Here is a 14565-nt window from a genome sequence, read left to right as displayed (position 1 = left end):
GTGAGCCTGTGATAGTTCAAAGAGGAAGTTGTGAAGAACGTCAAATGTTGTAGAGAATCACAGCGGATTATTAATCTGCCCTTCACGCCAAAGAGTCCCGCTTTACCAGTTCATCTACTTGCTTTGTTTGCTTTTCGCTCATGAAATACAACCTTCATCGTATTCATTCTTATCGAGGTCGATCGTATCAAGTCATGATGCTCTCGTACACCGCAAGTTTTGACCAGAGCATTATCTTTGGGGATAGCTCCCACGATCTCTTTAACTCTAAAGCTAACAGACATGTCTATTTCCAACTACTAAAGGAACATATAAATTCGTAGACTGTTCTTTTAAACAGAAACTACCCTCTCAGGCATCCACAGAGAGGGTAGTTTCTGACCTAACTTAATAGTTTGTACCATCATGGAACCGGATAATCTTACACATAAACTCGGCCGGATTCAATATTCCCCACGTCCATATTTTTTACGTTACTTTAGGCATTCGGGTTTATTTCAAACATCCCGTCTGAACCCATCCGATTGTTTATGAAATTTGCTCACCAGCAAAAAGCTTACCAACAGAATAAGAATGACAACGGATAAAAACAAATTGTCTTTCGGATTTCCTTGGTTAACGATAATGAAACGGATGCTTGCGGTTATGCCGATATATAATAAATACCGAATGGGAAAGTGATAATTTTCCTTAAAATATTTGACGACAATTGAAATAAAAGCAAAGAAAAAGAAAAAATCCAAAATTTCTTGTAAAATGTCATGTACATTTGAAGTAGGATAAATCGCGAATACAAAGATCCGACTCAGATGACGGATCATAAAAATGGTTAACAAAAATCCGAAAATAATCAATGATCCGTTCAAAATGATCTGGAAACCTTTAATGATAAAGGTGTTTAATCTCATAGCATGAACTCCTTCACGTGTAAGTCCGTCATCAGTGTTCACATGATGTTACGGCAGTAAACAACTTCGCCGAGAATAACCGTGCCCCCTTGATCGGGGCTTGCTTCATCAATGCCGGAAGACACGCTGCCCAGCAGCTTTTTGGTAAGCTCAGGGTCCATTTCGGATAAAACCCTTGCTGTACTCATAAGATTGTTGATCAGAGGGCAATTGAACACGCATCCCCTCCAGAACTTTTGTGGAACAGGAACGAACAAGCTTTCCATCCGCTTCCACAATGCAAGTATCGCAAGTCTAAATAGGATCAACTTATGGGATTTAACATATTTGAGGATGGACGATCCCATATCAGTAAATGGCCTCCAATATGGTTGAACCGGTTTCGACCTCCACTAATTTTCATTTAGCTTGATTTTTACTGTCTGTTCACTCAGGGTATGACCCCTTCAAATTTCATGGCACAAAAAACTCCACCATAAGACACATTCTCTTATGGTAGAGTAGTAATCAAGCATTCTCCATAAATCCGCCATTATATTAAGACATTAACGGCAAACAGATACACTGCCAGCACATCCAAATAGACTTTATATAACTTCAGGTATCAATTGGGATTTCAAGAAGATTACCTCTGTAAAACTGTAGAGATAACCTTCTTTCCTTAAAAATTAGAAACTTGAATTTACACCAATGAACTTATTTATTTTTATTTGTCTGATAACTTTGATGGGAGACTTTATTTTTGTCTACAAAATATATTCATCTCTTATTGGTGTATTATTCATTAAATTCGCAATTTTTATTTTAATCTCACTTCTTTTCATTATATTTTTTGTTTCTTCAGGGTCTATTCCACGAGTACGACGTCACAGGAACGACCCATGTTTATCAAAACTCCCCATATAACACCCCTTTATACAGAAAAACCACCATTTTGTTAAGATCATGTGATCTTACAAAATGGTGGTTAGTTATTAGCACATACGTACCATAGGCCAATCCGCCATAAACTAAATTTGAAATTTTTGCCGACAACAAGTACTATCATCGTCGAATACAATCCGAAGCAATTTACTTACCAAGTTGTGACACGCAGTTAGTAATTAGCACCATGTACCATTGACTAATCCACGATTCAATCCTACAGTTTATCTATTGGTTTGTCAAATACAAATATTGAAATAGCTTCATCTTCCTCTACATTAATATCTGCATATAGTTTTAATAATTTTGCACCAACTAATTCTTCCAGACCTGAAGGTCGTATTTTTTTATATAATTGCTTAATCATCTGTGTCCTAGCTTGCCATATCATTGTGTGCCCTTCCTCAGTTTGAGCAATAAACTTTTCTACTGGACTGAGGCTTCCAATCATATGAGCAATAGCCCAAGTACCACTAAATGATACTTTTATTTTCTCAGGACCTTTTCCAATATGCTGTTTACGATAGGCCCGAACCAAGTTAGCAAATTGTTGTTCGATTTGATGAATATTTGTAGACATATGCAAATCTTCTTTCTTATTAACTTAACTTTCGCAGTTCAAATCGCCAAACAAACCCTTGATATAGCGCCTTTGATGTCTTTGGCATTCGATGGGGCCAGGCTTTCAAAAACTTCGGGAAAAGGATTCCATCCGGCGTTTGTAGACTGTTCAAACAGGGAATGTTATTGTAACATAAAGTTACCTTTTTTGTTTGGCTGGCATGGTTGATTCGACACTTCCATGACACCAAACAAGCGAGGTGTTTTTTTGTCAATACGAGTAAAAAAATTGAATCCCCTTACACCCTCAAGGGTTTACGCCGATTTTTTAGGTGCGAAAGTTGAGTTATTAATTTAATCTTTGGAAATTATTATAGCACCTTCTTAATATTTATCAAATTAAACCGAATCGCTTATTACTTGAAGTCGATGCACTCATGGGAACAACCGAAGGAAGGCTATTACTTTCAATTCTACAAAACAGCGGAGCGCTCTTAAAATGTGGCAGTAGCTTGTATTTTGTTACGAATTAACCACTTGCTCTTCTTCGATGAAAAAAATCTTCTTGGCCATAAAAGTTGATTTGATTTCTTTAAGAACATGTTTCATGTAGTATACCCCTCATCCTCATTTAAAAACCGCCCGATACTCGAATCATAATATCTTGCTCTAAGAGAGTACAGCCCGCTCTCCTCATCATACACCTCACCAGTGTATTTAAACGGGTTGGAAGTCTTCTCCTTTTGACTGGTAATATTTCCTCATACATCGTAGGCATACTCATTCACGAGTTTTCCACATTGGTTTGCACTTTATCTAAACGCTGCTTGTTATACTGGAAATTCACATTGAACGCCAAGAAATTATCACCAACTCCATTGATAAATTCTGTTCTTTGCGTCTGAAATGGTTTTCAACCTTTAGTTTATTTATGGTGTGGTTCGATTCATATCTGATTTCTGAATTTGATTCCCTCAAATTAAAATAACAGCACTAATTTTGAGAAAGAACCACAAAAAAAGGTTTATAAAACAGACCCGTCGGATCCATCTTATAAACCTGCTGTCTTACTTATTTCTTAACGATGTAATCGACAAAACCCTGGCGAATACGTTCGCCCTCAAAGATTCTCTCTAAGATACGATCTTCTTTGAACAAGACTTCCATATTACCGAATAAGGGATCTGCTTCCGAAGCTGTGTAGTAGGAATGAATAACCGGCTGATCGTCATCAAACTGTTCATACTGATGGTCCCCAAGGTGAGGGCCTTCCCCGCAACGAAAATCATTAACGGTTAAGAAGTTGACGAACATGATTCCTCCCGGCTTCAGGGTCCGGATCATTTCTTGCAGGGACTGCGAAACCTCTGCTTTTCTCATATGAAAGATGGAATTATAGGAGTACACGAAGCTGAAGGATTCATCGGCAAAAGGTAAGTTCCGCATATCCCCACGCTCAATGTTCAGTTGAAGCCCTCTTTCCTGTTCGTAAGCCTGAGCTTGTGCTATAGCTACAGGATCAAATTCAATGCCGCGGGTAGTGTATCCATGTTGGGCAAACAACCCTAAAGAAGGGCTGTCTCCTCCCGCACCACAATCTAGCACCGTACGTTCCAGTCCTGTTTCATTGCAATAGCTAAGATAACGGTATAGCGGGACGTGCTTGAAGATTTCGTTCATAACAAATGCTCCTCTTCCAGACCCAGCTTCGCGTACAACTCTGTACAATACCCCTGCAGGGTCTTCTCCAGTCTGCTAGCTTTATTCTTGAAACGTTTCAGCTCACGCAGCATTTGAGATCTTCCCGCCGGGGTGAAAGTCTCCTGAATGCGCTCCTTGAAATAATCGTGGACGATATGATTGCGCTGTTTCCAGACCTCTTGCAATTGTGCCGTTTCTTCTTCGGAGAACGGAAAGTGATGCTGGATTTCTTTGATGAGTTGGCCGAGTGAGTTGCTGAGTTTGCGCTGGTACAGATCCGTAAGATCAGCTTCCGTGGGCGTCTTTCCTTGCGAAAGCTTGGTCAGCAAAAGCAGATTCGTGAGCTGCTGTTCCAGCGCCTGGCAATAGTAGACTGCCAAGCCGAAATAGGCAAACAGTTCCTTCGATTGTTCACTCTCCGGTATTCTGGTATCCTTCATCGTTCCTCCCGTTCATTAATCTTTGGATTTTAAATACATCTCTGATCATTAGATAGAGCCATTAATTTTTATTCATATCTCTCTTGCCCGCTATGTAGCTATAGAATCCGATCAATAATGCTGTATAGATGAATATGTGAAGGAAAGGGATCAGCATATCCACCCCAGGAATCTGGTCAGCATTCATCATTGCATCCATGACGGAAGACACTGGTGGGAGTAGCAGCCGCAGGTAGGTCAAAGAACCTGGCAATAACTCCGTAATCTTCGTACCTCCAATGGATACTATAATTACACCAAGTAATATTCCGGTAGCATGGCTGGCTTTCTTGATCATGGACGACTGCAGGAATAGTGAGATCGCAATCCCCAACATGCCAAGCAGCGCATGACCGACTAAAGCAAGCATGATCCGGTATAGTCCTGCTTTTTCATCAAAGCGTCCTGTCACCAGCGGATATACAACGATTAGCAGGTCCAGCAGCAAAATCAGTACCCCAAGTGTGAGGAGAGATCCCATGTTGTATTTTCTAATACTGCGTAAATGAACGGTCGTCAGTTGTCTCTGTACCGGATGTTCGTGGTTCAGAAAGCTCAGACCCAGCCAGGCACAGCCGGTAAACAGGATCACGGCCGTAGCCGCGTAGCTGTTCATAACTGGATTGGGTGTATAGGAATACAACACCAGAACCGCAATAATGATGCTTGCAAAAGGGGCAAAATAACGCTGGGAAAGAGTATAACTGCGCAGCATGTACACAACAAGCGAGGTCATGACCGTTCGCCCCCTTCTGGGGTTTTAGGATTCATCCACTGCACTAAATCTGCCCAGCCATCGCGTAGTTCCACAGATACAATAGATCCTCCCCGCTCCAGCACAAGTCGCAAAAAGTTATCGGATACTGCAGCATCAACACACAGTCCCAGACAGGGCTGGTCAGGTAATTCAGTCACGGCTTGCATGGAAAGAAACCCCGGCTGTTCCCGCCAATCAAGAAGCTCTTCTTCCTGTAAATGCTTGAATACAATGTATGTTGAGGGACGTGCGGACAACTCGTCCATTCCCTGCCATGTTCGTACAGTACGTCCAGCCTGCAGAATATGCAGTTGGTCAGCAAGAGCCTCCACCCATTGCGGCTCATGAACAGAGAAGATCACAGCCGTCCCCTTCTTCTTCCGCTCACGCAACAGCTGAACAAGCGTATTCTGCGCCGAAAGGTCCAGACCGGACATTGGTTCATCCAGAAGCAGCAACTCTGGCTCTACAAGCAAGCTTTGAATCAGATTTATTTTCTGCAACATCCCTTTAGAAAAGTTAATCATCGGCTGCCCCTGAAAAGGTACCAGCTGAAACAGCTCCAGTAATTCTGCCATGCGTACTTCAATCTCACCGGCAGATAACCCGCGTATTTTCCCCATACTGCGTAAATACTGCTCCGGTGTAAACTTAAGCCCTGGAAACGCCTCGGGCGCATAACCGATCAGCAGGTCAGTTTTCCTGTGGATGACTCCCGATGTAACCTGAACCAGACCTGCGAGAATGGACAACAGCGTACTTTTACCAGAACCATTTCGGCCGATCAGGGCAGTAATCGTCCCAGGACGTATATTCATCGACACTTCTTGGAGCACCAGGCGTCCGGCATAACTTTTGCTCACAGCTTCAAGTTCGGTACAGGTGGCCTCGGCTGGACTTTCAGCGATACCGTTTCCTGTTCTAATTCCTATAGAATCATTCATGGCCCACACTCCCTTACTCCCTCCTTGTAATTCGCCGGACGGATTCCTTTTTCCTCTTAATGAATCTAATTTTTGGAGAGAAAACGAAATAAAACCAGACCCAAGTTATCACTAACCTAAGGTCTGGTTTTAATATTGTAAAAGATTCAGGGCAGCTTCTTAAGCATACACCTCAACGGTTTCGCTAATTATACGGCAGGCTTCTGCACATTCCCGGCAAGCCTGGATGCAACTCCGGCAATGCCTATGTAGATGCTTGCTGCTCTCATTGGCACAGGCTTCGCAAATTTCTGCGCACAGGCGCAGAATCTGAACCACAAATGGACTTTGACGCGTCATGGCCTGGATGGCAAAGGAGCAAATATCCGCACATTCCCGATCTAGCCGAATACTCTCACGAAGCTCCTCCAGGCGGTACTCTTTCAGGCTTGAGACATAGCTGTAATTACAGGCGTTCATGGTTCTGATACAAGCATCAATGCACTCCTGATACTGAATTCGGGTCATAGCCTTAACCTCCTGCGATTGTTTATAGGGGATGAATCAATTTCATAAATCCATAAGTGATATCGTACCTATTCGGATTGAAATCCGCATTATGAAATTGATTCGGTATGCCTATCTATTAACCTGCAAGAAAAGCAACGAACCAGACCTTGTGGCCCTTCACAGACAGTTACAAGCTCCGTCTAATTGCATTTGGCCGTACGAGCAGGCGTTTCTCCAGTCGCAGCAGCTGATTGCGCAGCTCACCTGACGAGAAATGTTCACCAATAAATACCGCCACGTTAGAGACATCTCCTTGCGGCGTGATTTTCATGTAATCTGCTTCTCTGTAGGCATATTGGAACAGGTATCGGCTAGAGGTATCATTGAACTCCACAATTCCCTTAGCCCGATAGACATCCCGCGGTAAATCTTTGATAAATTGCTCGAATTCTTCACTGTTCACCGGATTTTTGAAATAATGGGTGTAAGCCATGACATGATCATGCAGCGCATGGGTGGACCCCGATGCAGTATGATCGCTCTCTGTATCACCTTCGTGTAAGGTGTCATCCTCTTCGGATACCTCTGTTAAATCCTCGGCTTCAAGACGAATGCCTCCGGCCTGACTGAGCACTTCCTCAGACTCCAGCTCACAGCGAACCGCCGGCATTATTGCCGCGTATGCATTCCATTTTCGCAGAACAGTCAGAACTTCCTCCTTCTCTTCTTCCGTCACCCGATCCGTCTTGTTCAAAATAAGTATCGAAGCACAGCGAATCTGCTCCTGCATAAGACGATAGGTTGCCCCTTGCTGGGCGCGGTGCAGCTCCAGAAGATGTCCGGCATCCACAACGGTGATCAGGCTCTTCAGCTCTACCTTCAGATACAACGAGGTTTCAGTCACCCCGTCAACGATCTCCAGCGGATTGGCCGCCCCGGTTGCTTCAATCACGACAACATCTGGCGATTCCTTCTTGATCAGCGTCGCCAGTTCAGTGCTAAGATCGCCACGGATTGAGCAGCAGATACAGCCGCCAAGTAATTCAGCCATGGGCACGGACTGTTCCACCAGGAGACCATCCAGATTCACCTCTCCCAGTTCATTCATCACAACGGCCGGGCGTAAGCCCTGGCCTTTCCAGTGATCCAAGAGACGCTGCAATAACGTTGTTTTACCGCTCCCCAAAAAGCCTGACAATATATACACAGGTATGGCCTGTTCCATGTTTCATCTCTCCCTGAAAAATTCGTTATGGTAGCGAGTGTACTACAACAAGTCATATCCATGCAAGCCAGTCCGATGCTGTTCACGCTTAGCGAAAGTTTAGGCAAAACCCTTTTCAACCAAGATAACCGCTCAGAAAGCTTCGGTATTGGGGTGACATTCACCTAATTTACAGCCTACAAGACAATAGACCAAGCAGGCTTTTGTTATGTGCGTATAATACGATAAGTCCAATGAAGAGGAGCTGAATTGAAATGACTTTTTGCCCCAACTGTCCAGAACAAACTGTAACTGACCCGCCGTCTTTCGTGTATGAAGATTACTATCACCCACAGGTGGTCAATGTCATTCATCCCGTAGAAGTCATCAGACGTCATCACTGTGTGCCGATTCCAAAACACTGCTACTCTTATTCCGTTAAAGATGTAATGTGCACAGTATCCAGCGTTCGTAGCCGCAAAAAAAGATAATCCGATACGTTCCAGGCGCTGACCAGCCTTTGGTCAGCCCTGAAGGCTGAGTTCACCGCCGCGCAAAAAAAGGAGGTCCCCTTAAAGCCATGAATATGGCCGGGTCCTCCTTTCCCAGTTCAGTCAGCAGTTACATACGGATGTAGCAACCGCTCATATTCTCCATACCACTTCTTCCATTCCTCATCGCGAGACTGTAATGGATTCTCCTCCAGCAAGGATACAATGACCTCCAGGCACACATGCCATCCCGCAAGGTCTTTGGGGGTATGACCTGTAACTTTGCCTAGCTTCTCAATCAATACCAGATGGCAGCCGCCCGTCTCAGGGGACAGCTCAAAGCGCACAAGATCAGCGCCCCAGGTGAATTCCAACACTGCATATCGTGTAAAATCGGTGATCTCCATCGATATACATGAGCCGTTCTGCATGTCGAACATGAGACTCCCACCCTTACGAAGGTCTTTCACTCGCAGTTCAGGGAACCATTGGGGCAGCTTGTCATTCTCTGTCAACCAAGACCATACTTCCTCTGCGGAAAAAGGCCAATGCCTGTCAAAACGAGCGGTATACCCTACCTCTGTTTTTTCAATGGAAGCTATCACTTTTATCCTCCTTGGTACAATGAGTGATACGAAATTACTTTCCAGCATTCTCGTATCTTCCGAATTATAATCATATAATCCCCGGCTTCGAGCTACTGGTCATAATAGCTTTTACTTCGCAATAGGATGGGACTCTATTTTTCAATACACGCTGTACTAATCTATTCTACTATCAAAAATCCTGTAAGAACAGTCTCCGCTACTCCTCATTCTTACCCAATCCGATTAAACGTCTCAGGAAGAAAGCATACGTGCCTAGGCGAAATGGGGACAGTTGCATGAACTTCTCCGTGGTCTTTAATGATGTATCTTCCGGTTAAAAGTCGTTCTCATCGTCCCGCTTGCCCCGAAACGGTGTTCAAGAGGACCACGATCTGATTGGCTCCTGTCCGCTTCAGGACAAAAAATCCGTGCTCAGCGGCAGTCGCGATCCCTTCGTCATTCGGTCGGCAATATCCATGTGTAACACAGGTTCCATCATCCCGAACTCGAATTTGTCCAACTAATCCTACTGCTACCCATTCCGGCCGTTTTAGGCGGGGAAAATATTCCTTATTGGCGTCCCAAGCAGGGTTCAGGAGTGGCTGCATTTCCTTGCGCTCAGGAATCAGCACTTGTCCATCATTGTCCTGATTAGCTGGCAGAGTCACTTCATGGTACTGTTTGCGCCCCCACTCATCGGTCACATATTTGTTCTGCCAGCGCAGTCCTGCACTGTTGCTCACAAAGCTGGGAGTAGCACTTGTAATCCCAATAATAAAATTATCAGCAGATGTAGCCCTACGGATCCGGTCCTCTTCCTGAACGGTGACAAAGTAACCAACATCTAATGGCAGGCCATCGGCGGTCTCGAACATTTCGGCATAGTCAGCACCCGGACTCAAATACATACCGTCAATGAACATATCGAAGGTGGAGCCGCTCCATTTGGCCCCCAATCCTCTAATCGTACTGGAGGTACCGTTACCGATAAACCAGGAGTACGCTTCATCCGCGTCACCAAAGCGCCCCATAATATGAGACGCAGCAAACGTAGCAATGTTCCCCTGGCCTTCGGCGTGGGAGGCTTCACCACTGGAGATATTGTCCTCACCTTCCGCATGGGCGTAGGGCCCGTCGGCTAGGTTACCAATACCTTCGGCGTGTGAAAATAGACCGTCGGCCAATGTATATGCACCTTCAGCGTGAGCAGAAGACCCGCTAGCTTGGGTATGGAAGCCTTCGGCATGAGAAGCAGTTCCACTGGCAATGGTGTTCTGCCCCTCAGCGTGCGATCCCACATGGCCGCTGGCGATGCTGTTCAGCCCTTCCGCATGGGACGGTGAGCCAATCGCTACCGTGCTTTGTCCCTCAGCGTGGGAAAAATCTCCGATCGCTCGGGGACCCGGCGAACCAGTTATACTAATTGTGCCTCCCTCCGCATGAGCAGCGAACCCAAGGGCGATGCTCCCCACACCCTCGGCATGACTGCTAGCTCCGCTCGCCAGATTCGGAGAGGGCGTATACTGCGGATCTAGGCCTCCGCCTTCCACATGGGCAGCCCTGCCGCTGGCCGTATTCCCTTCCCCTTCAGCGTGTGAAAATAATCCGGAAGCCGTCGTTAGTGTTCCTTCGGCATGTGAGGCCACGCCGCTGGCAATGGTCGATGATCCCTCCGCATGAGCCGTGTCTGCAGTAGCCTGACTCTGAAAACCTTCCGCATGGGAAGCACTGCCGCTAGCTGTGGTTGTATTTCCTTCGGCATGCGCTGTATCTGCACTGGCCAACGTCTGGTATCCCTCTGCATGAGAGGCGCTCCCGCTTGAGGTCGTACTGCTACCTTCGGCATGAGCTGCGTTAAACGTGGCATTGGTCTGGTAGCCTTCCACATGCGATGCAATGCCACTGGAAGTTGTATCGATTCCCTCTACTGTAGAGTATTGCTCAGTCTCATTCTGGTTGTATTCATTTGCCATGCCACCTATCACCCCAGAAAATATATTAATTGTACATAGCTATAATATTCGGGTTAGATAGGACAGCAATGGCTATTAAACTACGAGCTTCGCCTGTTTTCTGTCAAGATGACTGAAAGAATTATAGGCCGCAAGCATATAATAGCACGCCACAGTAGAAACTCTTGCTCACCCAGCCAAGATTCATACCAAAAAGCAGACGCATCATCCTTAGTGAATGACACGCCTGCCTAAAACCACATTTCCCATCAGCTTCGTGATGTTGGTGTGGGTCCGTAGTAGATCTGATTGCCATTTTGCAGCTTTTTAAGATGCTGTGGCGGCTCTTCCTTCGACAGATTCAAACGTTCCAACAGTCCGGTAAACAAAGCCTTAATTTTTTCAGAATATTTAGCCTTCTCCTTACCCATCGATGTATAGACAAGTGAGGCATTGTATTTGCTATAAATCTCTGTCTTTGTCGTTGGTGTTTCAGCAATATCATTGCTCCCATACCAAGCCGGAATTCGCTGCTTCCGCTCATTCAAGTCTGAGAATACATGCAGCGTAATATTCTGAGAGGGCTGTCCGGCGATCAGATACTGGTAGCTGACATTTCCCCTGCTATCTTCAGCAAACATCTCGTGCGTCAAATTAATCCCTTCTCCAGCAAATGAGCGGCGCATTTCACCCAGAAAACGCCCGTTAAGCCCTTTTCCCTGTGACTGTGCGCGCTGCACCCCGTCCTCATAAGCTTTCATGCTGTACTTGTCCGCTTCCTTGCGGATCTGATGCCCGCTGCAGCCTGCCAGCACAGCTGTCAAACCAAACACAGCAGCCAGCACTTGAAGCCATTGTCGCTTCATCCCGCCACCCTTTCCTGAAAAAATCGTAATGCTACACCTGTCAGTTGTAGCATGGCTTGGTGGGGTGAGAAATATGCGGTTCGCGAACAATCTCCATCACATTTTTAATGTGGATAATTAAAGTAAGTATTATAAGCTCTCTTGAAATCTTTAGTGTGAGTTCGTCCAACAGTATAAGACTCTCCATTCGACATTAGTACGAAATTTGAATTGAACTGTCGAATATGCTCCATATTTACAATAATGGAACGATGAATAGGAATAAACGGGAATGTTAATTGATTGGCATACTCCAAAAGGGTTCCTGAAATTAAATGAGTTTCCTGTTCTGTAATTACGTTAAGTTTATTTTGAACAAGCGAGTGCTTTATTTTAAGAATTGCAATAATATCAGAATTTCGCAGTACGATTTGTTTACTTTCAGTTTTAAGCATTAAAGCTGGATGAATACACAAGAGGATATATTTGCAAAGTTTGATCATCTTAGTTTCAAATAAAGCATAGGTGACGGGTTTCAAAAAATATTGACAGGCTAAAACCTCTAAACTTTCTCTCATATAACCTTCATGATCTGCCAGAAATATGATATGTACGTTCCGATCCGGTATTCTACGAATGATGTTAGCAACATCGATTCCGGACACATCCTTCATCTCTATATCAATAATGAGGATATCAAATAAATATTCCTGACGCTCTTTATAGGTCTGTATTAACTCCTCTCCTCCAAGAAAACTGGTTATCTTGAATGTAAATGAAGTGTTGTATGAAAGTTGATCAAGATATGCTGTAAACAGTGAATGAATCTCCGTTTCTTCACTACAAATAGCCAGATGGAACAATATAATATTCCTCCTTTTTTATCTTAAAATAGTAATATATAGATGTTTGAATATCTTTTTATGTTTTTCGCATATAATTTAACATTTTTAATCCATTATTGCTATAATTATTGGTAACAGATAACACTTCATTTATATTTGTGATTATAATCACAATATCTTTCACTAAAAAAAGCTCGTATAAAAACATCACGGAGGTGATTATAACAAGCAGCTATTATTCTCATAAACCACTCTCAAATCCTATCTTAAAGCAAACTTCAAACCAGCTTATATAGTGCAAAATATATATCCGGGAGAGATTAATATGAAAGCATCAAATTACAATTTCTTTTTCCCCTATGAAGAAGACACCAGCAAATTGATTGCCTATAATTCACGTTCAAATGCTTTAGGTCTTATTGAAAAAGACAAACATAACATGCTCGTGGAATTTTGCGAGAATGGAGTAGACATCGAGGACGACCAATTAATTGCTTCACTCAGGAAAGGACTCTTTTTACTTGATGACGATGTGAATGAACTTGATTTGATCCGCTTTAACATGCTGAATAGTCGATATTCCACTACTTCGCTTTCCTTTACGATTGCTACGACCTCGGATTGTAACTTTCGATGCTCGTATTGTTATGAGAAAGATGTAATTAAACCTAAATACATGAGCATTGAAACAGAGGATAAAATTATCGATTTACTTAAAAGTAAAGCTAGCTCTATTAGCGCATTTAATACAACATGGTACGGCGGTGAGCCGCTGATGGGATTCCATACGATTGAGCGACTTTCGAAGGCCTTCATTGCCATTTGCGAAGAGAATAAAATTGAATATTCCGCCAATATGGTAACTAACGGTTATTTTTTAACAAGAGATAAAGTCGAGAAGTTCGAAGAATTCAAAATTTCTATGCTTCAAGTAACTTTGGATGGCATGGCCGAAATGCATGATCGTCGGCGCCCGTTAGCCAATGGTGAACCAACCTTTAACGTCATTATGAATAACTTAAAAGAAAACATTGATATTCTTCCACATGTTTCTCTTCGTATAAACGTTGATAAGAATAATTTGGAATCTGGAAAAAACATCCTTGACTATCTTAAGGAACACAAAATGGAGCACAGAGTAGTGCCCTATCTAGGAAAAATATCAAATGATAATAATTGCTATACGAGCTCAGAGTGCCTTACCATGTATGAATTCTCAAAAGAGGATTTTAATCATCATTTATCCCTGCAAAATGAGGTTGATATTCTGAATAGTTATCCCTCTCTGGCATCATGCTTTTGCGGAGCGGATAGTATGAGCAGTTTTATTATTGGGGCAGAAGGCACATTATATAAATGCTGGTGCGATATTGGCGATGAGGAACGGAGCTTCGGCAATATAAATGATAATCAGGGTGTTGCCAATAAAGCGCTATTGGATTACATGATGTATGATCCGACGAATTCGGGTAGTTGCTCCAAATGCAAACTTCTCCCTGTGTGTATGGGGGGATGTCCATTTCGAAGATTGGCGAATAATAACGATAAGTGCTCTATCTACAAGTTCATGTTAGAGAATTATTTAACCGTGATTACTAAAAGACTTAAAAATAGTCCAGTTCGTCCACAGCATCAACCTTCCGCAGTTTAAACTTTGTATGTGAACCCTTGCATATAGATTACCAATTTGTACTTATTAATAAGGAGGCTTAAAAATGGAGTACTTAATTGAAGGAATTAATACCGGTAGTGAATTATCACCTTTAACAGTGTCTAGTTGTACTTGTTATTATGGTAGTAGCTTATGCTCTCCCTTAAACCCATGTTCATCCAACTGCTTAACTCTAATGATATGTCGTCCTGGGCAAGTTGGGTACG

The 14565-nt window shown here is 43.5% G+C and carries 14 protein-coding genes and 2 pseudogenes; 1 reads left to right on the top strand and 15 read right to left on the bottom strand.

Annotated features, from left to right (window positions below):
* Window positions 1-497: 497 nt before the first annotated feature.
* The 15 genes and pseudogenes from AC3Y23_RS06970 to AC3Y23_RS06900 all read right to left on the bottom strand — a co-directional run bounded on the left by AC3Y23_RS06970 (window position 498) and on the right by AC3Y23_RS06900 (window position 12705).
* Window positions 498-908, bottom strand: coding sequence for a phosphate-starvation-inducible protein PsiE (locus tag AC3Y23_RS06970; RefSeq protein WP_379196984.1), 411 nt, complete (start codon window positions 906-908; stop codon window positions 498-500).
* Between the two features lie 98 nt (window positions 909-1006).
* Window positions 1007-1111 (bottom strand): annotated as a pseudogene (locus AC3Y23_RS06965) (helical membrane plugin domain-containing protein); the annotation flags it as partial.
* A 19-nt stretch (window positions 1112-1130) separates the two neighbouring features.
* Window positions 1131-1187 (bottom strand): annotated as a pseudogene (locus AC3Y23_RS06960) (hypothetical protein); the annotation flags it as partial.
* A gap of 862 nt (window positions 1188-2049) precedes the next feature.
* Entirely contained in the window at window positions 2050-2412 is a 363-nt protein-coding gene (locus AC3Y23_RS06955; RefSeq protein ID WP_379196982.1) for a Na-translocating system protein MpsC family protein, read from the bottom strand.
* A gap of 586 nt (window positions 2413-2998) precedes the next feature.
* A complete protein-coding gene (locus tag AC3Y23_RS06950) occupies window positions 2999-3148 on the bottom strand; it encodes an RHS repeat-associated core domain-containing protein (protein WP_379197164.1) in 150 nt (49 codons plus the stop codon).
* A gap of 316 nt (window positions 3149-3464) precedes the next feature.
* Window positions 3465-4073, bottom strand: coding sequence for a class I SAM-dependent methyltransferase (locus AC3Y23_RS06945; RefSeq protein WP_379196980.1), 609 nt, complete (start codon window positions 4071-4073; stop codon window positions 3465-3467).
* Window positions 4070-4534 carry a hypothetical protein gene (locus AC3Y23_RS06940; RefSeq protein ID WP_379196978.1) on the bottom strand — a complete coding sequence of 155 codons (465 nt, stop codon included), beginning with the start codon at window positions 4532-4534 and terminating at the stop codon, window positions 4070-4072. Before AC3Y23_RS06940 ends, AC3Y23_RS06945 begins: the two co-directional genes overlap by 4 nt.
* A 61-nt stretch (window positions 4535-4595) precedes the next feature.
* Window positions 4596-5309 carry a hypothetical protein gene (locus AC3Y23_RS06935; RefSeq protein WP_379196976.1) on the bottom strand — a complete coding sequence of 238 codons (714 nt, stop codon included), beginning with the start codon at window positions 5307-5309 and terminating at the stop codon, window positions 4596-4598.
* Complete coding sequence (locus tag AC3Y23_RS06930) at window positions 5306-6274, bottom strand: ATP-binding cassette domain-containing protein (protein ID WP_379196974.1); 969 nt, start codon at window positions 6272-6274, stop codon at window positions 5306-5308. The genes AC3Y23_RS06935 and AC3Y23_RS06930 overlap by 4 nt, the downstream gene beginning before the upstream one ends.
* A gap of 159 nt (window positions 6275-6433) precedes the next feature.
* Window positions 6434-6781 carry a four-helix bundle copper-binding protein gene (locus AC3Y23_RS06925; protein ID WP_379196972.1) on the bottom strand — a complete coding sequence of 116 codons (348 nt, stop codon included), beginning with the start codon at window positions 6779-6781 and terminating at the stop codon, window positions 6434-6436.
* A gap of 169 nt (window positions 6782-6950) precedes the next feature.
* Window positions 6951-7988 carry a CobW family GTP-binding protein gene (locus tag AC3Y23_RS06920; protein WP_379196970.1) on the bottom strand — a complete coding sequence of 346 codons (1038 nt, stop codon included), beginning with the start codon at window positions 7986-7988 and terminating at the stop codon, window positions 6951-6953.
* Between the two features lie 589 nt (window positions 7989-8577).
* Entirely contained in the window at window positions 8578-9063 is a 486-nt protein-coding gene (locus tag AC3Y23_RS06915; RefSeq protein WP_379196968.1) for an SRPBCC family protein, read from the bottom strand.
* A gap of 329 nt (window positions 9064-9392) precedes the next feature.
* Window positions 9393-11018, bottom strand: coding sequence for a peptidase G2 autoproteolytic cleavage domain-containing protein (locus tag AC3Y23_RS06910; RefSeq protein ID WP_379196966.1), 1626 nt, complete (start codon window positions 11016-11018; stop codon window positions 9393-9395).
* 248 nt (window positions 11019-11266) lie between these two features.
* Window positions 11267-11863 carry a hypothetical protein gene (locus tag AC3Y23_RS06905; RefSeq protein WP_379196964.1) on the bottom strand — a complete coding sequence of 199 codons (597 nt, stop codon included), beginning with the start codon at window positions 11861-11863 and terminating at the stop codon, window positions 11267-11269.
* Between the two features lie 104 nt (window positions 11864-11967).
* Window positions 11968-12705: a LytR/AlgR family response regulator transcription factor gene (locus AC3Y23_RS06900; protein WP_379196962.1), complete on the bottom strand. Its 738-nt coding sequence runs from the start codon at window positions 12703-12705 to the stop codon at window positions 11968-11970.
* Window positions 12706-13012: 307 nt separating this feature from the next.
* Here AC3Y23_RS06900 and AC3Y23_RS06895 point away from each other — a divergent pair, with 307 nt between their 5' ends.
* A complete protein-coding gene (locus AC3Y23_RS06895) occupies window positions 13013-14338 on the top strand; it encodes a radical SAM protein (RefSeq protein WP_379196960.1) in 1326 nt (441 codons plus the stop codon).
* Window positions 14339-14565: the final 227 nt, after the last annotated feature.

The organism is Paenibacillus sp. MAHUQ-45, assembly GCF_058133325.1.
This window is presented reverse-complemented; position numbering and strand designations above follow the sequence as displayed.